Source organism: Niallia sp. 01092 (assembly GCF_052318935.1).
Classification (GTDB): Bacteria; Bacillota; Bacilli; order Bacillales; family Cytobacillaceae; genus Niallia.
On the sequence record NZ_JBQRKO010000012.1, the window covers coordinates 53,680 to 73,490 of the forward strand.

At 35.5% G+C, this 19,811-nt stretch carries 15 protein-coding genes and 1 pseudogene; 9 read left to right on the forward strand and 7 right to left on the reverse strand.

Annotated elements, in window-relative coordinates; genetic code table 11:
- Positions 1–20: 20 nt before the first annotated feature.
- Complete coding sequence (locus ACTXGU_RS12850) at positions 21–1,385, reverse strand: aspartate aminotransferase family protein (RefSeq protein ID WP_443481922.1); 1,365 nt, start codon at positions 1,383–1,385, stop codon at positions 21–23.
- Positions 1,386–1,540: 155 nt separating this feature from the next.
- Here ACTXGU_RS12850 and ACTXGU_RS12855 point away from each other — a divergent pair, with 155 nt between their 5' ends.
- Complete coding sequence (locus ACTXGU_RS12855) at positions 1,541–3,184, forward strand: PucR family transcriptional regulator (protein ID WP_443481923.1); 1,644 nt, start codon at positions 1,541–1,543, stop codon at positions 3,182–3,184.
- 304 nt (positions 3,185–3,488) lie between these two features.
- On the opposite strand, the gene ACTXGU_RS12860 is transcribed toward ACTXGU_RS12855, so the two are convergent.
- The gene (locus ACTXGU_RS12860; protein WP_443481924.1) at positions 3,489–4,079 is read right to left on the reverse strand and encodes a TetR/AcrR family transcriptional regulator; all 591 of its coding nucleotides are present in this window, start codon (positions 4,077–4,079) and stop codon (positions 3,489–3,491) included.
- Positions 4,080–4,292: 213 nt separating this feature from the next.
- On the opposite strand from ACTXGU_RS12860, the gene ACTXGU_RS12865 reads away from it, so the two are divergent.
- Positions 4,293–5,477: an MFS transporter gene (locus ACTXGU_RS12865; RefSeq protein ID WP_443481925.1), complete on the forward strand. Its 1,185-nt coding sequence runs from the start codon at positions 4,293–4,295 to the stop codon at positions 5,475–5,477.
- 222 nt (positions 5,478–5,699) lie between these two features.
- Here the strand turns inward: ACTXGU_RS12865 and ACTXGU_RS12870 are convergent, their stop codons facing one another.
- The 4 genes from ACTXGU_RS12870 to ACTXGU_RS12885 all read right to left on the reverse strand — a co-directional run bounded on the left by ACTXGU_RS12870 (position 5,700) and on the right by ACTXGU_RS12885 (position 8,857).
- Positions 5,700–6,134 (reverse strand): hypothetical protein, encoded by a 435-nt coding sequence (locus tag ACTXGU_RS12870; RefSeq protein ID WP_443481926.1) that lies wholly within the window; start codon positions 6,132–6,134, stop codon positions 5,700–5,702.
- A gap of 94 nt (positions 6,135–6,228) precedes the next feature.
- Positions 6,229–6,654, reverse strand: a complete 426-nt coding sequence (locus ACTXGU_RS12875) for a VanZ family protein (RefSeq protein WP_443481927.1) — start codon at positions 6,652–6,654, stop codon at positions 6,229–6,231.
- A gap of 501 nt (positions 6,655–7,155) precedes the next feature.
- Positions 7,156–7,446, reverse strand: coding sequence for a helix-turn-helix transcriptional regulator (locus tag ACTXGU_RS12880; protein ID WP_443482011.1), 291 nt, complete (start codon positions 7,444–7,446; stop codon positions 7,156–7,158).
- A gap of 73 nt (positions 7,447–7,519) precedes the next feature.
- A complete protein-coding gene (locus ACTXGU_RS12885; protein WP_443481928.1) occupies positions 7,520–8,857 on the reverse strand; it encodes a UDP-glucose dehydrogenase family protein in 1,338 nt (445 codons plus the stop codon).
- An 861-nt stretch (positions 8,858–9,718) separates the two neighbouring features.
- On the opposite strand from ACTXGU_RS12885, the gene ACTXGU_RS12890 reads away from it, so the two are divergent.
- The 4 genes and pseudogenes from ACTXGU_RS12890 (at position 9,719) to ACTXGU_RS12905 (ending at position 14,900) form a co-directional block, all read left to right on the forward strand.
- A complete protein-coding gene (locus tag ACTXGU_RS12890; RefSeq protein ID WP_443481929.1) occupies positions 9,719–11,368 on the forward strand; it encodes a spore germination protein in 1,650 nt (549 codons plus the stop codon).
- A complete protein-coding gene (locus tag ACTXGU_RS12895) occupies positions 11,358–12,557 on the forward strand; it encodes a Ger(x)C family spore germination protein (protein WP_443481930.1) in 1,200 nt (399 codons plus the stop codon). The genes ACTXGU_RS12890 and ACTXGU_RS12895 overlap by 11 nt, the downstream gene beginning before the upstream one ends.
- Positions 12,558–13,706, forward strand: a pseudogene (locus tag ACTXGU_RS12900) (GerAB/ArcD/ProY family transporter).
- A gap of 102 nt (positions 13,707–13,808) precedes the next feature.
- Complete coding sequence (locus ACTXGU_RS12905; protein WP_443481931.1) at positions 13,809–14,900, forward strand: GerAB/ArcD/ProY family transporter; 1,092 nt, start codon at positions 13,809–13,811, stop codon at positions 14,898–14,900.
- Positions 14,901–15,196: 296 nt separating this feature from the next.
- Here the strand turns inward: ACTXGU_RS12905 and ACTXGU_RS12910 are convergent, their stop codons facing one another.
- Positions 15,197–15,421, reverse strand: a complete 225-nt coding sequence (locus tag ACTXGU_RS12910; RefSeq protein WP_443481932.1) for a hypothetical protein — start codon at positions 15,419–15,421, stop codon at positions 15,197–15,199.
- A gap of 514 nt (positions 15,422–15,935) precedes the next feature.
- Between ACTXGU_RS12910 and ACTXGU_RS12915 the strand changes: the two genes are divergently transcribed.
- The 3 genes from ACTXGU_RS12915 to ACTXGU_RS12925 all read left to right on the forward strand — a co-directional run bounded on the left by ACTXGU_RS12915 (position 15,936) and on the right by ACTXGU_RS12925 (position 19,660).
- A complete protein-coding gene (locus tag ACTXGU_RS12915) occupies positions 15,936–18,332 on the forward strand; it encodes a S8 family serine peptidase (protein WP_443481933.1) in 2,397 nt (798 codons plus the stop codon).
- A gap of 468 nt (positions 18,333–18,800) precedes the next feature.
- On the forward strand, positions 18,801–19,109 hold the full coding sequence (locus ACTXGU_RS12920) for a helix-turn-helix domain-containing protein (RefSeq protein WP_443481934.1): 309 nt from the start codon (positions 18,801–18,803) through the stop codon (positions 19,107–19,109).
- 77 nt (positions 19,110–19,186) lie between these two features.
- The gene (locus ACTXGU_RS12925) at positions 19,187–19,660 is read left to right on the forward strand and encodes a competence protein ComK (RefSeq protein ID WP_443481935.1); all 474 of its coding nucleotides are present in this window, start codon (positions 19,187–19,189) and stop codon (positions 19,658–19,660) included.
- Positions 19,661–19,811: the final 151 nt, after the last annotated feature.

The following is a 19,811-nucleotide window of genomic DNA, read 5'->3' on the forward strand; positions in this document are numbered from 1 at the left end:
ATAAACTTGAATGATTTGCCCTAAATAATATATTGGTTTTCCGCAAGTACTTTTCTCAGCACAGAAATAATAAACTTTAAATCATCGCCGGTGCAGGATAAAGGTGGACTTAATGTTAATACATTTGCAAAACCATCTACCGTGTCTCCATTTTTACCGATAATTAACCCTTCATCTTTACATGCCTGTACGATTGTCCCCATAAAATCCGCAGGAACAGGTTTTTTTGTTGCTTTATCCTCGACTAATTCAATTCCAATGATCATGCCTAACCCGCGGACATCGCCAACATTCGGATGGCTTGCTGCTAGCGGTGTTAATTCTTTTAATAAATATGCTCCGCTGGAAGCAGCTCGTTCTACTAAATTTTCACGTTCTAATATGTCGAGATTTTTTAAAGCAACGGCGCAGGCAGAAGGATTCCCACCGAAAGTGTTAATATGGCGGAAATGCAAATTCTCTTCATTCCCTTTAAATTTTTCGAAAATTTCTTTTTTGACAGCAGTAACAGATAATGGAAGATAGGCACTCGTTAACCCTTTTGCCATCGTAATAATATCTGGCTTCACATTAAAATGCTGATGACCAAATTTTTTCCCTGTCCGGCCAAATCCGCATATCACTTCGTCAATAATTAATAAAATTCCATACTTATTGCATATCTCTTGTACTTTCTGTAAATAAACAGGATCGGGGATTAATACGCCTCCTCCAGTAATCAGCGGTTCCATAATTACACCGGCAATTGTTTCTTTTTGTTCCCAAATAATTTTCTGCTCTAGTTCCTCTGCACGCATTATACTTAACTCTTCACTTGTGAGATTTGTTGGACACCGATATGGATCTGGCGGTGCTATATGGAGAAACCCGCTTGCAAGCGGTTCGTATTTATATTTTCGAAGTGCCTGTCCGGTTGCCGATAAAGCTCCCATGGAATTGCCATGGTAGGCACGATGTCGAGAAATAAACTTATAACGGTTTGGTTCACCGTTTTGCTGATGGTATTGACGGATTATTTTAAAAGCCACTTCATTTGCGTCTGATCCGCTGTTGGAATAAAAAATCATATACTCGCCTTCTAGCCAGTCATTAATTTTTTCAGCAAGTTCAATGGCAGGAACATGACTTTGCGTCATTGGCATATAGCATAATTCTTTCATTTGTTCATAAGCAGCTTTTGCCAACTCTTCTCTTCCATACCCTACATTTACACACCATAAACCAGACATAGCGTCTAAATACCGGTTGCCATCATAATCCGTCAACCAGGCTCCTTCTCCTTTGACAGCGATCATCGCTGGCTTTTCTTCTACGAACGGAGATATATGATGCCAAATGTTTTTTTGATCTTTTTCTACTAATGATAACGTCTTAACATCATCCAATTCATACCATCTCCTTCCAATAGTGAAAATACGCCTTTATTGACGTATGAATATATACTAGGATACTATTTAATTTACAGATAATTTAAATAATTTTCATTTTACATAGTGTAAAATGTTTAAGCGGACGGATTTACATTTAGGAGGATGTCTAGATGAAAGAGCTTGAATTAACTGTTTCAGATGTGTTAAAAAGAAAGACGTTTGACAAAGCCAAATTATTGGCTGGAAAAAATGGATTAAAGAGAAAGATAAAGTGGTCTCATATTTTAGAAGTAAAGGATATGGAGAGATTTGTTAATGGCGGAGAACTTATTTTAACAACAGGCATCAACCTCCAATTGGATGCACAAATTCAGCTAGAATATGTTTCAAAATTGATAGATCTTGACACCGCATGCCTTTGTATAGAAATGGGATCTTGTATTACAAGCATTCCAAAAAATGTACTTGAATTGGCGGACGAAAGAAATTATCCGATTATTATTTTTGAAGAGACGGTTAAATTTGTAGAAATTACACAAGATCTTCATACAGTCATCATCAATCAGCATCATCAGCGGATAACTGATCTTGACCGCTTATCCAATCATTTTAATAAGCTTTCCCTACAACCGAACGGCATGTTGAAAATCTTACAAGAACTACATCACTATTTTCAACACCCTGCATTCTTTTTATGTCATGATAGTGAGTCATATTATTATCCATCCAATCAAAAGCAGACGGAATGCATCATTCATTCCTATTTACAAGAAGAAAACTTTAATATAGGAGATAAACGATTTGTTTCTTTACAGCACCACTCCTTTGTTACAGTGCCTGTACGAGTATTTGAGCAAATATGGGGATATATTTTTCTTGAAATAAACGAATTTTTCTATAATGATTTTTATTTGCTTGTTTTAGATCGAGCAGCGATAGCGATCTCCCAAATTTTACTTCGCTATCGGACAATGGAGGAAAGAAAACAGAATGTGGAAGAAGAATTTATTCGAACGCTGCTGTCTGATAAGTCCATTAACAATAACCAAATTCGTTCTCTATTCCCGATACACTATCCGCAAACAGGTTACCGAATCATCTGCTGGGCGATAGACAGCATCGCGGATTTAAATCGTTCACTCTGGAATGAGTCAAAAGTACAAATATCGATGATGCTTCGTTCCTTATTTCAACAAAAAGGCTTTCATCCAATTATTTCTGTGAGACCACATGAAATTATCGCAATTGTGTTTACACCACCTATTTTCACTACAGAAACAGAACAAAATAAATGGGAGCAGCTTGCTAATACCTTTTTATTCATCGACTCTGCCTATTTCCCTGCTCACCCTTATTTCGGGATAAGTTCGATTTCAAGGGATATTTCATCTGTAAAAAAAGGATATGAGGAAGCACTGAGTGTACTATCCTTAAAGAAAAACAACTTAATAAAGAATCATTTTTTTGAAGAAATCGGTATTTACCGCTTGCTGCTCCCTCTTCAAAAATCTGGAGAGTTAAAGAATTATATTGACAATTACCTTGGAAAACTCCTTGCTTACGATGCAAAAAATGACAGTCAATTACTTAAAACGCTTGCTGTTTATTTGGAGTGCAGCGGTTCAAAAAAAGAGTCTGCCGATCGACTATTTATTGTCCGTCAAACACTTTATCACCGAATCGAAAAAATAGAATCCTTATTAGGAAAAGATTTTATGAATCCTGCTAATCGTTTAGCGATTGAAACAGCTATTCAAGCCTACTATTTGGAGAACGGGAGCGAACAAAGATTACTCGAAAAGGCAGATTTCTAACTTAAGAAAGGTGGCGTGAGCAGAGCTACTCCATCTCTAATAAGGGTAAACACTTACTACTAAGCACCATTATTCGTCGCTTTCCTCTATTGAAAGCAGGCGCAGCTCCGAACCCTTTTTCTGTGGAAAAAGGTCGGAGCTGCGCATTTTGAAACAATATCTGTATAACAATGGTGCTCATTGTTTTTGTTCTTCTTGTAAGCAGAAAGTTTAGGCTTCTCTCATACCAGCTTCATTGTATGGCGTGTTCAAAATATTTTATTGAAATTAAACTAGAAGCTATTTATATAAACTTTTTCGACTATTAGCTTTTCTCAAAATTTGGTTTGATTCCTTCAAATACATAGTTTATCAAGTTTCTTACAAAAATTTCGTCAAGTACTTCTCCAGTTATCAATAATCTATAGAATACAGGTCCCCAAATTAAATCAATACTTAGATCTATATTCAGGTCTTTTCTTAATTCTCCTCTTGAAATTCCACGTTCTAAAATTTGTGTTGAAATATTTCGGCGAGGCTTAAAATACGCTTTACGATATATATCAGCTAAGTTTGGATCATATTGTCCTTCCGCTATTATTTCAGCAATTACATTTCCCTTTCTACTCATTAAAAATTCTACAAAATTATTAACTTGAATGAACATATCATCAATAGTTGACCCTGTATTAGGTATTGGAAGCTTTTCACTAGTGGCATTTAAGAAACTATCTATAACAACGGCAGCTTTATTTGGCCACCATTTATAAATAGTAGCTTTGCTAACTCCAGCTTTTTCAGCAATCTTTTCAACAGTTATTGCTTTAAAGCCATTTTCAATTAATAGATCATATGAAGCAGTAAGAATATCTGTTTTTGTTTTTTCACTGCGAGGACGCCCTAATTTTTTATCCATTATTAATAACCTCTCTTATATAATGATAAATCAATTTTAAAACTATACGTATAGTATATATTAAAAAATAAAAAAACACACTTTACAATACTGAACGTTCAGTTTATTATATATTTATAAACTGAACGTTCAGTATTTATCTATTTGTAAAGAAGCCTGAAAGAGAAGAGGAAAACATTGACTAATTTTATTCTTTAAAAGGAGTGAAGTATAATGGAAAGCTTAAATAATGAGTTTGTGGAAAATAAACCTGTACTAAATAATGTATTGATTTTGGCTATGGCTATAGCTTGTGGACTTACTGTTGCAAATTTATATTATATACAGCCCTTGCTGTCAGATATTGCTAAGACATTCAATGTCAGTGAAATTAGTGTAGGTTCTGCAGCAATGCTTACACAAATAGGTTATGCCGTTGGAATGATATTTATATTGCCCCTTGGAGACATAAGAGAAAGAAGAAATTTAATAACTGTAGTGTTTTTATTTTCAATACTCTCGCTTACAAGTATGTTTTTTTCTCAAAATATATGGATGCTGATGATTTCTTCTTTTGCAGTTGGATTTACTTCCATTATTCCTCAGCTTCTTATCCCTTTGGCTGCTCAGTTATCAGATCCAAAGGAGAGAGGTCGAATAATTGGCACAGTTATGAGTGGTTTATTAATTGGTATATTAGTATCACGTTCATTTAGCGGTATTTTGGGTGAATACTTAGGATGGAGAATAGTATATATTATTGCCGCAATGATGATGATCATTCTTATGATAGCTTTAAGAAAATTAATACCAGTAAGTAAACCTGTTTCTAACCTTCAATATATGGAGTTATTAAAATCAATGATACAATTAATAAAAACCGAATCAGTTTTAAGAGAAGCTTCTATTAATGGAGCCCTGATGTTTGCAGCTTTCAGTGCATTTTGGACATCACTTATATTTTTACTTGAAAGCTCTCATTACAACATGGGTTCTCAGGCAGCAGGCTTATTTGGATTAATTGGAATCAGCGGTGCTTTGGCTGCCCCATTGGTTGGAAGAATGGCCGACAAGAAAGGCTCTAGATTTGTTATAGGAATAAGTGTAATTGTTGTAATCATTTCTTATCTATTCTTCCTTCTGTTTGGATTTACAGTATTGGGATTGATTGTAGGAATTACCTTGCTTGACTTAGGAGTTCAATCCAGCAATATTTCCAACCAAACCAGAGTACATTCTTTAAATGAAGAAATGCGCAACAGAATTAATACTATATATATGGTAAGCTTTTTTCTAGGAGGAGCATTAGGTTCTTTTCTAGGATCTTATAGTTACGCACACTTTGGATGGTATGGAGTTTGTAGTTTTGGAATAGCAACGCAAATTCTAGCAGTTATTGTCCATAAAACTGCAAAATAATTTTTATACATTTAAATTTTATTAGAAGGAAAGATTGCCATAACATTTTAGAGCGTGACTTTCATACTTCTAAACTAGACGAGATGTGGATATTAAGAAAGAATTAAGGCAATATGAAAGGGCATGAGTTCAATACCAAACTCATGCCCAAATAGCTTCCTAAAACCCGTTTCTAACTTTTGGGTTCAGTTCAGATTGAAGTGTCTTTCTTCCATACATACGTTACGTACATTGAAAAGATCGGATGCGATTTGTGTCTGTGCCGTAGTAAACCCATCTGAAATTACGCCAGCGGTAGCCTGCAACAGATGTTCTTCCAACAAAAGTCGGATAGAACCAAAAACTGCGTCCATTATTTAACCAAACATAAGTAAATCGATACAAACACCTTCTCATCGAACCAGGGTCCACAGCGAATAAACCGGCAGATTGTTGAAGCTGCGGGGTATAAGAAGGTGGAGGTGTAGTTGGTGCTTCTGAACCCCCGCCGCCTCCTGGAAACCCTGGCTGCGATGGCTGCCCTCCTCCAAATGGCGGAAAAAAATCACCTAAACCAGGAATAGTAGGAAACTGGCCTTGCGGTGGAAATGGCGGTGGTCCCCCAGGCTGCTGACGATATGCATTTATATCATATGGATAATATGGTGGATAATACATAAGTTAATCTCCCTTCGGATTATTCTGTTTTAACTTATGCATTTTGCCTAATTTGGTGAGGAAAAAATAAAATATACTACCATTTATATAAATTTTATACTGCTTCTTTTGCAGCAAGCCTATATACAAAATAACCAATCACTGTTCCGATCGTATTTAAAATAATATCATCTATATCTGTAAATCTGTTCGTAATCAATAATTGGGTGATTTCAATACAAGTGGAAAAAAGTGCGCCAACAAGTGCTGCACGGAAAACAGAATCAATGCGGGCAAATCTCCAAGGGAGGATAAAACCAAATGGAACAAATAAAAAAATATTGCCTCCTACATTAATAAAAAACGTACGCAATGACTGCTCTGTTAAAAATCCATTCATCATTTCAAAGGGAATCAAGTTTACTCCGCCTACGCCAACACCAATTCCTAATGAAGGATGTGGAAGCATCGTTAAATACAATATATAAATAATAGATAGAAAAAATAATAAATTTAATAGATTACGATGAATAAGCAACACCACCAACTCTTCCTATTTTATTTATAATAAAATGTATGTAGGAAATCACTCCATAAATTATTCCATAGATACAAACAACAATCACACTTTTCTCATAATTTGGTAAGTATACAGGAAAATTTAGCAGCAAACAAGTTAAATGCTAAATTGGGTTTGAGTCAAGCATTTGTAAGCAGTTTTTTTATCCCAAAAAAAGGAAAGCGAATTCATTATTTTTGAGTTCTCTCTTGGTACATATTTTTCATTTTTTAAAGGCTTTGTTAATTTTAATGTTGATTTTAAAAGAAGGTCCACAGCAGGAATACACTTCGCTTTCCACGGGCGAATGCCAAGCCTCCTCGTCGCTTCGCTCCTGCGGGGTCTTGCCTATTTCGCTTTTCCCGTAGGAGTCTTCGTGTATTCCTGCTGCTCTGTGCTTCAACTATAGACAGAAACGACAATATTGTTTTACAGAAATTAGAATAGCAATTCCAAAAATTATTGCACCAATTTTCCGAGTACTCACTTATTATCCTCTCCTTCATTTAAAAATAAATTATCCACCTTAACGCCTAAATTTTTTGCAATATTAAAAGCTAATTGTAAGCTTGGATCATATTTATTGTTTTCAATGGCATTAATAGTTTGTCTACTTACATTACATAAATCTGCCAACTTTCCTTGAGAAATGTTTTTCTTTTCTCGGTATTCTTTAATACGATTTTGCACCTGAATACCACCTTTACTATAGAATGAATGTAAAACATTTTTTACACCTTGATTATAAAATAAGACGAAAGAGGTGTCAAATATTCTTTACACCTCTTTCGTCATTAAAATGTTAAAAACAAGGTATGACCAGAACTTTTCCGATCATACCTTTCCATTAGATTTTCACCATTTGTTTAGCTGCAACATCATGAACAGCAGGTCTTCCAATCGAACGATAGTAAATTCCTGCTTTTTCAGCAGCAGCTAAGCTGTAACAGTTTCTTCCATCATATATATAAGGTGTCTTCATTTTTTCTTTAAATTGCTTAAGAGGAGCTTCTTTAATTGCATCCCATTCAGTAAAAATGAAGCAGATGTCCGCATTTTCAATCGCCTGCTCAATCGTTGATTCGTACTTAACTTCTGTCGGAAAAATTTTCTTGAAATTGTTTTCACCGACAGGATCATATACATGCACATTTGCTCCTTCATTTAATAATAATCGTACATTCGGAATAGACGGAGCTTCACGAAGATCATCTGTGCCTGGTTTAAATGTTACACCTAATACAGCCACTTTTAACCCGGTAAAGGATGCGAATTCCTTCCTTGCTTTTTTCACTAATTTAAATTTCTGCTTCTCATTTACTTCAATTGCCGCTTTTACGGTACGCAATACATACCCTTCTTCTTCTGACAGCCAATGCAATGCTTTCGTATCTTTCGGAAAACAAGAACCGCCATAGCCAATGCCGGCCTGCAAAAATTTATTGCCGATGCGGCTGTCATAGCTCATTCCATTTGTAACATCTTCAATATTAGCGCCAACGACTTCACATAAATTAGCAATATCATTCACAAACGAAATTTTTAAAGCTAAAAAGTCATTAGCTGCGTATTTTACCATCTCTGCACTGCGACGGCTCATCGTTAATACCGGCTGTTGGAACGGCTGATACATTTCAGTTAATAACTGCTTTGCCTGCTCACTTTCTACGCCGATTACAATACGAGAAGCATGCAATGTATCTTGTACAGCTGTTCCTTGCGCAAGAAATTCCGGATTAGAAGCAACTTCTATATTTACACTTTTTGCTGCATATTTTTGCATATAAGCTTCGATTTTATCATTTGTTCCAATTGGCACCGTTGATTTAATCACAACGAGGCAATCTTTGTCAAGCGATTCGGCAATTTGCTTTGCCACCGTATAAAGAAAAGTCAAATTGGCAGAACCATCTTCATTTTCAGGTGTACCTACCCCAATAATAATGACATCTGCACTTTTATACGCTTTTTTATAATCTGTCGTAAAAAAAAGTTTATGTGCATGCGCATTTTTACTTATTAATTCATCAAGCTGTGGTTCATAAATAGGAGAAATATGTTTATTTAATAGCTCTATTTTTTCTTCAATAGGATCTACACATGTAACAGTATGGCCCATTTCAGCCAAGCAAACACCTGTTACTAAACCAACATAACCAGTTCCGGCTACTGTAATCTTCATCATAGAAAATCTCCTTTTTCTGTACTTTCGGATAGATTTCTATTCATTGTACCAAACACTTATTAAGTTGTTTTATTGTTTTTGTAAATATCGGTAAACAATATGTAAAAATAAAAGCGGATAGATTTCCTATTAGAAAAACCAGAATAATAGACCTATTCGTTTACTAGGTATTTTGCATTGTTTTTTGAAACAATCCAATTATTTGGAGAAAATGAAGCACTACTTAAGATAGAAGAGGTAAAATAAAAGCGGATGGATATTCCAACTCCATGGCATCCCCACACTCACTCACCGGATGCCTTGGAGATTTTTTTTGTAAAAAAGAGGCGGAGCTACATATAGTTTAAATGTAACGCTCTTTTCGTATAGATTGTTGTTATTTAACCCGCAACCTGAATACACTTCGCTTTCCACGGGGCGAGCGCCGAGCCGCTTCGTCGCTACGCTCCTGCTTTCTTCTCGCCTGTCTCGCTAATCCCGCAGGAGTCGTGCGGACGCCTCTCCTAACCAACATGATGGTCGTTTTCAAACTCTCTATACCAATTTCCCCCTAATAAATTTAAGTGTTTCACCTATAATTTATCTAATAAAGCACTTTTTCAGTGCCGTCGCTATACTCCTGCAGGGTCTCGTCTTTCTCACATTCCCACAGGAGTCTACGTGTATTCAGTCTACTGAGTACTTCTTCTCCCATTTTGTTACGTAAGTAATAACAAACTTTTAGAAAACAGCCTTTTATTATTTCTATTTAAAAAAAATATAATTTTGATCAGCAAATAAATCTGTGTATGAAAATAGACATTATAGGAAATTTTAGTAATGAAAGAATCAATAAAAACTTAAACATGGAGCGTATAAAAGATGAACAGCTCATGGAATCGACTAACTCCAAAAAAGAAAAGAAACAAACAAGCGGTCCAGTATGTAGATAGGGAATTAAAAAACTTTACTGCAGAAGAACTGGATTTGAATCTAAATATTAATATTAATAACATTAAACAGGCATTAGGGAACAGCAGTGATGTCAGTATTCGCGAGTTTAAGATGGGAAGCCCATTCAATAAGAAAGTTGCTACCGTTTATATTAATGGGTTAACAGATAAACAGATCATGGGAAATTTTATTATTAATAAACTAATGAATGATATAACTATCGCGGAACATGCGGATCAATCTATTTCTACTCAAATAGGCACTTTTATCAAAGAACATATATTAACGATCACACATGTGGAGGAAGTAAAAGATTGGAAGAAACTCTTTCTCTCTCTTTTATCAGGTCAAACAATTGTTCTGGTGGATGGATGGGATCAGGCGCTTGGATGTGCAGCACAAGGAGGAGAATTAAGAGGAATCTCAGAACCATTAGCTGAGCCATCTGTAAGAGGACCAAGAGATAGTTTTACAGAGTCGCTAATAACCAATACTGCTTTGATTCGCAGCAGAATTAAAACACCTGATTTATGGCTGGAAACAAGAGAAATAGGCAGCATTACTCAAACACAAATTGGAATTATGTATATAAATGGCATCGTCAATAACAAACTTTTAAAAGAAGTAAGGGAAAGACTGGATAAAATCGAAGTAGATGAAGTAACCGGTTCGAGCACCATTGAAGAATGGATAAGCGATAAAACAGCTACCCCTTGGCCGACCATGTTTGTAACAGAAAGACCAGATGTTGTAGCTGGAAATTTACTTGAAGGTCGTGTGGTTATTTTCGTCAATGGAACTCCAAACCCTTTAATATTGCCAGCAACATGGATTCAATTTTTTCAGACAGCTGAAGACTATTATTTACGATGGAACATTGTGGGATTTTTAAGGATCATCAGAATAATTTCCTTTTTTATTACCCTTCTTGGTCCATCTCTATTTATTGCCTTTTTGTCTTTTCATCAAGAATTAATTCCTACACCTCTTCTTATTAATCTTGCAGCACAGCGGCAGAATGTTCCATTTCCTATTATTATAGAGGCTTTGTTGATGGAATTTACCTTTGAGGTTTTAAGGGAAGCAGGTGTAAGGATGCCTCGACCTGTTGGGCAGGCTGTTTCCATCGTCGGCGCCCTTGTATTGGGAGAAGCTGCAGTTTCTGCTGGAATTGTTTCAAGTGCCATGGTTATTGTTGTTGCAGCAACAGCAATCTCTAGTTTTACCATCCCGCATTATACGATGACAGATGCGTTACGTTTACTTCGTTTTAGCTTTATGATTTTAGCTGCTACGTATGGACTTTTTGGAATTGGATTAGGTGTAATTGTATTAATTGCACATACTTGCAGTCTCCGATCTTTTGGAATTCCATATTTGGCTCCGTTTTCTCCTATTATTTTAGAGGATCAAAAAGATGCCATTATCCGAGTGCCATTTCCATTTATGTCCAAACGACCTCGCTTAATTAGTCAAAACAAGGTAAAGAGAACGGGGAATACGGAAAATCTAGGACCACCTTCCGATAAAGAGAAGAAAAAAAATAATCAACCAAAGAGTGATTCAAATGAAACATAATGTTATTTTTATGTGGTTATTATGTTTAACCACCACCATTTTATCCGGATGTTGGGACAGTAGAGAATTGCCAAAATTGAATATTGTTTCTGCTATTGCCATTGACAAGGATGATGAGGATGAAAATAGATATCGCACGACTGTTCAAGTTATTAATCCTCCTCAAGTCGCAGGAGGTCAACAAGGAGGAAAAGTACAGGCAGCCCCTGTTATAACATTAACTAATTCTGGCAGTACGTTATCGGAATCACTTAGAAAAATCTCGCCAATGCTGCCAGGACAGTTATTTTTCCCTCATATCCAAGTTATGGTAATTAGTGAAGATGTTGCAAAAGATGGCATTCAGCATTTATTTGATGTGATTGAAAGAGATTCCAAGTTTCGTCTCCTTTTCCCAGTTGTAATTGCACGAAACACTTCAGCGAAAGATATACTGCAAATAACCACCCAAGTATATCCAATTCCTTCTGATGAAATAGATGAAAATTTACTATCATCAGAAGATGAATGGGGAGAGTTTATTCGTACACAAGTAGATCAGGTTATAGAAGGGTTGAAGGAAGGAAGTCTTGTAGTGTCAGGCATTCAAATAACTGGCAATAAAGAGCAAGGAAATAAAACGGAAAATTTGCAGCAAATCTCTCCTGGTGCAAAAACAGAAGTAGGTGGACTTGGTCTATTTACGAATGGAAAATTAAATACATGGCTAGACGGAAAAACGGCTAGAGGCACTACTTGGATCATGAATGAAATGAAAAAAACAGTACTAAATTTAGACTGCAAAGACATGAAAGAAGCAATCTCCATAGAGTTATCTCGTTCCAAAACAAAAATAAATGTCACGATAAAAAACAATCAACCCGTTATCCAAATACATGTTAATGCAGAAGGAACTATTTCAGAAACGCTTTGTTCTATCGATCTTTCACAACAAAAGGAAATAAAGAAACTGGAAAAAGAGATGGAAAAAGAGATAAAGGAAGAAATTAAAAATACGATTAATATGGCTCAAAAAGAAAAAAGTGATTTTTTAGGTTTCGGTGAACATATTAACATGAAAGACAAAAAAACATGGAAAAAAATCGAAAAGAAATGGGATGCTGAAGTATTTCCCAAAACGGAAGTGAACATAAATGTAAATGCATTTATACGTCGAACAGGCATGCTTAGCAACCCTTCTAGTAAATGAATGGTACGTATAGCTCTAAAGATTGGAGATTTCATAAATGTGGAAAAAGCTAAAATAAGTGTTATTCAATTATTTTCGATAATGTTTATATTTGAACTGGGAACTGCTTTGGTAATCAGCTATGGAATAACGGCAAAAAAAGATGCTTGGCTTGCCATCCTTTTATCGATGGTTGGAGGGATTATCTTATTTTTTATTTACTATTTATTATTCCGCCAATATCCAAAGCTTCCCCTCACAAGCTATACAAGGAAGATTTTTGGCAAATACTTAGGATGGGCTGCTGGTTTTTTATATGTTATTTATTACTTGGATATTGCCTCGAGAAATATTCGTTAGCTGGGCGACTTGCTTATCTCATCTACCTATAGGGAAACACCATTAATAGCCATCACCATCCCATTGGTTCTTGTCATCTGTTACGTACTTTACTTGGGTGTAGAAGTTTTAGCTAGAACTTCTGAAATATTTTTTGTCATTTTATGTTTGTTTGGGTTGGCAGGAAACTTTTTGGTTTTGGCTTCAGGGAATGTGGAGTTTCATCATCTTCTCCCTTTTCTCGAGAATGGATGGCAGCCTATTTTTAAAACAGTTTTCCCTCATACGATCGCTTTTCCCTTCGGAGAAATGATTGTGTTTACGATGCTTCTTCCCTATTTAAATCAAGCAAAATATGTGAAAAAAGTATGGTTGTCCGCCTTAATCGCTAGTGGTGTTATTTTAAGCTGGACCGTTAGTTTAAATATTGCCGTTCTTGGCATGGAAGCGACAGAACGGGCTTCTTTTCCTACTCTCACAACGGTTGGAAAAATCAATCTGCTAGATTTCGTGCAAAGACTTGATGCTATAGTGGTATTTACTTTATTAATCACTGTGTTTTTCAAAGCATCCATCTATATATATGTTTCAGTCATGGGAATAGCAGATTTATTTAAACTGAACAGCCATCATCGAATTCTGCTGCCGATCGGAATCATTGTCACCTATGTATCGATGATTATGGCATCAAATTTCCAAGAGCTAACGAAAGAAGGGAAACTTATAAGCTATTATATGCATTTGCCTATGCTACTAATTATTCCGTTAGGCATGTTAACGGTTTCCTTTATTCGAAATAGGTTCAAGAAGAAAGCTAACTTCGACCATTAACAATCATCATAAAGAAGGGAAAAAAGATGCAAAAGATTTATATTTATAACCATTATATATACTGAATTAGCATGCATGAAAGATAGGTGAAATTTTTATACAATGGAAAAAGCTAAAATTAATGCTATTCAATTATTTTCGTTGATGTTTATATTTAATTTAGGAACGGCTTTGGTAATTAACTATGGTCTATTGGCAAGAAAAGATGCTTGGTTCGTCGTCCTTTTAGGTACATGCGCAGGAATTATCTTATTTTTCCTTTATTACTTATTATTTCGCCAATATCCAAAGCTCCCACTTACAAGCTATGCAAGAAAAATCTTAGGGAAATACTTAGGCTGGATTGTTGGCTTTTTATATGTCCTATATTTTTTGTATATTGCCTCTAGAAACATTCGTGATATTAGCGACTTGCTGGGTGCATCTACCTTAAGGGAAACACCATCAGTAGCCATTGCCATTCCATTGATTATCGCCATCTGTTATGTCCTTTTTTTAGGAGTAGAAGTATTAGCTAGAACTTCCGAAGTATTAATTGTAATGTTGTTCTTATTTGGTGCGGCAGGAAACTTTTTTGTTTTGGTTTCAGGCAATATAGAATTCCATAATCTTCTCCCTTTTTTAGAAAATGGATGGAAACCCGTTTTAAAAACCTTACCTAAAATAGTCCCTTTGCCTTTCGGAGAAATGGTTGTTTTTACAATGCTTCTCCCCTTTTTAAATCAAGCTAAAAAGGTAAAAAAAGTATGGCTGTGGGCTATGATCTCAAGTGGTGTCATTCTAAGCTGGACCGTTGGTTTAAATATTGCCGTTCTTGGGGTGAGTGCAACAGCAGATGCTACTTTTCCTACTCTTACAACAGTAGGAAAGATTAATTTATTAGACTTTATACAAAGGCTTGATGCCATTGTCGTATTTACTATGTTGATTACTGTATTTTTTAAAGTATCTATATTTATCTACGCTTCTGTTATGGGGATAGCAGATTTATTTAAACTGAACAATTATCAGCGCATTTTGTTTCCAATCGGGAGCATTGTCGTCTATATATCATTGATTATGGCAGCCAGTTTTCAGGAACATATAGCTGAAGGCGATAAAATGCTGTATTATATGCATTTTCCGATGATAATCATTATTCCCTTGCTTCTATTACTTGTTTCTTTTATACGAAGCAGGTTCAAACAAAGCTAACTAGAACCCTTCAGAGTTTCGAAAAAGTAAGACTACAAACATTCAGGCTGCTTGAAAACGTTTGTCTATCGAGGAACGACCCTTTTTGAGGAGCGGCGGCCAACAGGATGTTGGTCAGAACGACGTTGCCACAGGCTCGCAGGATGCGAGTCAATCGACGTTGCCACAGGACGTTGCGCATTTAGTCGATTTTCCTTTAATACGTATTTAGTCGTTCATCCACTTTACCTGGTAATGAGCACCGAAAAAAACGGGGAGTGACGAAGAGAGCGAATGTTTTTCAACAGCCTGGAAAGCTAACTAGAACCTTTTTTCTCTTTTCTAATCATCACGATTTGCTGCACGATAACGATAATAATAAAGCCTGCTAACACAACATACTCTCCTGCGTGCATAACCTTAAACGGATCAATGAAGTGATTAAGCGATTGAGTGAGGCTTTCTCCAATCAATAAATCTAATGCTACAATAATCATTAATGAACAAAACAAAGTAACAAAAAAAACACCAAATAGTTTCATCTGTTTATCTCCTTTACTATTTTTTATACCAATAGTATTTGTAGAAAAGGAAATAATAATCTAAAATTGCTCAGCGATACTAATAAATCAATTACGAAGAAAAACGAAAGTTTGTTATACACCCTGGTTTTATTTTAATGGCTACCCTGAAAAGAAGTTCCGCAGCGTGAATACACTACGCTTTCCGCGGGCGAGCGCCGAGCCGCTTCGTCGCTACGCTCCTGCAGGGTCTCGTCTGTCTCGCTTTCCCGCAGGAGTCTTCGTGTATTCACGCTGCTCTGCACTATAAATGTGAGAGACTTCTTCTTTCCATGCGCCATGTTGCGAATTTTATTAGCATGGGTGTCTACCCTAAAAATAAGCCCTGTTAAAAGCGGTTTTCCGAAATACTTCCATCCCCACACTCATGTGTACATCTTTATTTTTTTAAGTCTTCCCTGTAATATGCTAAAATCATATTAACTATTTAATTATCAAAATATTAACAATTACCATTTACAGAGGAAGAATGAAAATGAAAAAATTTATTACTCTATTACTTTTTATATTTTTATTTCCTTTCACGTCGAATGTTTTGGCAGAGGAAATAAAGCTAAACTCAACTATTTCTACAAAAGAACTATTTGATCCTAGCAAGGAGTATCAATCACAAGAATTGATCATCAAGTTTAAAGCAGGAATAACAGAAAAAGAACGAGTTCATCTTTTAACAGCAAGCAATCTTACAGAACAGTCTTTTTATAATGGCCTTTCTTTAGTAAAAGTATATTCACAAGAACCGTTAAAAAAAGTAGTGGACAAGTTATTAACAGATGCAAGGATAGAATTTGCCGAGCCAAACTATGAAATCAAAGCATCTTATTTACCAAAAGATTCTTCCTATCATAAACAATGGTATTTAAACACAGTGAACAGCGAAAAAGCATGGGATGAAACAAAGGGCTCCTCAAAAATTACGGTTGCTGTCATTGACGGAGGAATGCAAACAGACCATCCCGAATTTAAAGGTCGCATCGTCTCTCCATATAATGCTGTAACAAACAATCATTCCATAAATCCTGATATCCATGGGACACATGTAGCAGGAATTATTGCTGCCGCCAATGATAAAAAAGGAACGATTGGAATTGCCCCAAATGTTCATATTATGCCCATAAATATTTTTACAGGAGATGGAGCGGACGCTTATGATGAATCGGTAGGTATTATGTATGCAGTCGATCATGGGGCAAACATCATTAATATGAGTTACAACAGTCTGCAGTATTCATATGCAGAAGAACATGCAATCAAATATGCAGCATCAAAAGGGGTTGTCTTAGTTGCGGCAGCAGGCAATGACGGAAATAATGCACAAAATTATCCAGCTGCATATGACTCAGTTATTGCCGTAACCGCTACTGATGACAAAGACCAACTGACAAACTTTTCGAATTACGGGGCATCTGTAGATATTTCTGCACCAGGAAATACGATCTATTCCACTTCACCAACGAATAGTTATAAAACAATGAGCGGTACGTCTATGGCAGCACCTGTTGTATCCGGTGTAGCTGCACTTGTACTATCAAAAAATCCTTTGTTATCACTAGAAGATGTGACAAACATATTAATTACTTCTACAAAAGACCTCGGAGCAGCTGGAAGGGATGAACAGTTCGGATATGGTCGTATTGATGCAGAAAAAGCACTTACTAACACCCCTGCTCCCCTTAGTGAATTAATCGTTAGTGGAAAAAAGAAAAACAATGTCTCCATCTCTATATATAAAGGATGCAACGTTTCGCTCACTGTCGAAAATGAACAACGGAAAACGATTAAAACCATCACTTCTATTAAAAAATGGAATGGTGGCACACTTTCTGCCACATGGGACGGTACGGATAATCAAAACCATTTGGTCTCTAATGGAAAATATAAATTTGTTGTAAAAGCTAAAAATGGAAAAGAAGTAATAGCAAAATCAAAAATAATAAACTTTATCAATGAAAGCACACCAAATATTAAAATGAAAAGCAGCGCTCCTGTCCACTTTTCACCAGTACAAAAGAAAAAAGGAACGTTCTCTTTCCAATTAACGAAAAACGCAAAAGTAAATGCGAAAATAATAGACAATAAAGGAAAGTACGTCAAAACAATTTTATCTAAAAAACCATTAACAGCTGGAAACTATTCTTTTTCATGGGACGGCACAAGTTCAAAGAAAAAGAGAGTAAAAGATGGAAACTATCAATTAGTACTCACTATTGCAGAAAGTAAAAAGAAACCAACTTCCACTAAAATGGTCGTTGATACAAAAGCACCTGCTGTAAAAGAACAATTATCTTCTTCTACTTTACAAATGAACGGCCAAACAAATATAAACTCTACTCTCGAATTATCAGAAGATGCAAAGGTTACTGCTTTTATTCAAACAGATAAAGGTCAGAAAATAAAAAAACTCGTAAATAATATAGCGGTAAAAACAACGAAAACAACATTCAACTGGAATGGAAAAAATGATCAACAGGCTTTTGTACAAGAAGGAAACTATAACTATTTTTATGAAATAAAAGATAAAGCAGGCAATATCATAAAGAAGAACAGTGCTGCTTTCTTTGTACAAGATTGGCAAAAACCGTCCTTAGAAGTGAATAATGTAGTTTATGATAAAACAACTGCGGATGTTTCGATTCCATATACCGCTTCAAAACACGGAGGTCTACGAGTCGAAATTTTCAAAGAAAACATATCTATCAAAACGCTTGAGATAGAAACAACTGTAGGAAATCAAATTATAACATGGGATGGAAAAGATAATAACGGCAACACTTTAGAAGATGGAAATTATGAAATAAGGATGACGTTAACAGACGCCTATCAACAAAGTATATTAAAAACAGCAACTTTAACAGTAGGTGCAACTCCCTAACATTAAAGCCTCCAACGAAAGTCAGTATGCCGCCATTATGACGCAGCAAATGTGGCAGATGCATTAGGCAATAAATATAGGAATGAATACGAGCTAAGAAAAGTGCAGGCGCCTTGTTCAGCCCCGAAGAAAAATGTTCTCTTGACTCAAAAAGTGTTTTTTACTTTTAGAGGCAAGAGGTTATCTTTCACAGGGGCTAGGCGCCGGAGCTAGACACTAAACTAGTTCAAAATTTTATCTTTCTATCTTTTGAAAAAAAGGGAATCCATCGCGTTGATTTTGTCAAAGTGCTGGATTCCCTTTTTAATCTTACTACTGTTCAGCGTTTCTTGAATCTATATTACTATTTATTAGATTTCCAATGCAAAAAAATTGCAAAAATTGACTATTTGTTAACAAATTCAGTCCTTTCGTACCTTTCCCCTCTACCATTTTTACTAGATAATGGATAAAAAAAGGAGGAAAAAAGTGCTAAAAAAGGATGCTTATTTAAACTGTCTTGGTAGGTATCTTCGCGGAAAACGAATGGAAATGAATTTGACCATTACACAATTAGGAGAAATAACTGATCTTGATTTCAACCATTTAGGTAAAATCGAAAGGGGGGTTAAGTATCCAAATGGATATACTTTATTAATATTATGTGAAGCACTTAACATTGAATCATTTTCAGAGCTTCAGGCAGAATTACATAATATTCAAGCACAAAAAGCAATTAATTCAACTACTAATATGTGTTTAAAAAGGACCCAAACTAGAAGACAACGAAAAGATTAAAAGGTTTCATTTAGTTACTTTTTAAACATCCTCTACTAAGTTTTAACTAGACTACTTAATATAGGAGGAGTAAAGAATTGACATTAATTATACGAGATTATGATATCGATGAAAAGACATTGGCGCTTATTCCTGTAAAACATATTCATTATCATACCATTGTATTAACAAGCAACCAAAATTTATATGTTAAAAAAACACCATTCGAGCTTATTAAAAAAGCCGCTTTAAACGGAGGATCCGACTATAGAGGCCGACGAACTTCGATGATTTATTTAACTGGTATAAAACAAAAAAATCCGATTCCAATTAGTGAATCTAAAAACATCTTTGCCTTTCCTACTCAATCTCCGAAACAATTAAATTGTTATTGGATATTCTTTCACCATGTTGACAGTATTAAACCAATTGAATCTGCCTCCTCAGAACGCCATTCTATTATTTTATTTAAAAATAAACAAAAACTACATATTAAAGAATCTGTTTATTTATTAGAAAAACAAATGTACCGAACATGGTTATGCAAAAAAGCGCTTCAGAAGAGCTATTGACCTAGCCTTAGTAATATAGGTGTGTCTCTATTGAAAAAAATGACTTTAACAAAGCAGGAGCTGTCCCAAAGTAAATACCTTGAAAATTGAAAATCAAGAATGTTGATATATCAGTATTTTTAAACATAAATAGGGGCATCCCATAGCCGAA

What these genes read in the sequence shown, in the direction of transcription:
- ACTXGU_RS12855 (WP_443481923.1), top strand. Translation starts at nt 1,541, where the DNA reads ATGAAAGAGCTTGAATTAACTGTTTCAGATGTGTTAAAAAGAAAGACG.
- ACTXGU_RS12860 (WP_443481924.1), bottom strand. Translation starts at nt 4,079, where the DNA reads ATGGATAAAAAATTAGGGCGTCCTCGCAGTGAAAAAACAAAAACAGAT.
- ACTXGU_RS12865 (WP_443481925.1), top strand. Translation starts at nt 4,293, where the DNA reads ATGGAAAGCTTAAATAATGAGTTTGTGGAAAATAAACCTGTACTAAAT.
- ACTXGU_RS12870 (WP_443481926.1), bottom strand. Translation starts at nt 6,134, where the DNA reads ATGTATTATCCACCATATTATCCATATGATATAAATGCATATCGTCAG.
- ACTXGU_RS12885 (WP_443481928.1), bottom strand. Translation starts at nt 8,857, where the DNA reads ATGATGAAGATTACAGTAGCCGGAACTGGTTATGTTGGTTTAGTAACA.
- ACTXGU_RS12890 (WP_443481929.1), top strand. Translation starts at nt 9,719, where the DNA reads ATGAACAGCTCATGGAATCGACTAACTCCAAAAAAGAAAAGAAACAAA.
- ACTXGU_RS12895 (WP_443481930.1), top strand. Translation starts at nt 11,358, where the DNA reads ATGAAACATAATGTTATTTTTATGTGGTTATTATGTTTAACCACCACC.
- ACTXGU_RS12905 (WP_443481931.1), top strand. Translation starts at nt 13,809, where the DNA reads ATGGAAAAAGCTAAAATTAATGCTATTCAATTATTTTCGTTGATGTTT.
- ACTXGU_RS12910 (WP_443481932.1), bottom strand. Translation starts at nt 15,421, where the DNA reads ATGAAACTATTTGGTGTTTTTTTTGTTACTTTGTTTTGTTCATTAATG.
- ACTXGU_RS12915 (WP_443481933.1), top strand. Translation starts at nt 15,936, where the DNA reads ATGAAAAAATTTATTACTCTATTACTTTTTATATTTTTATTTCCTTTC.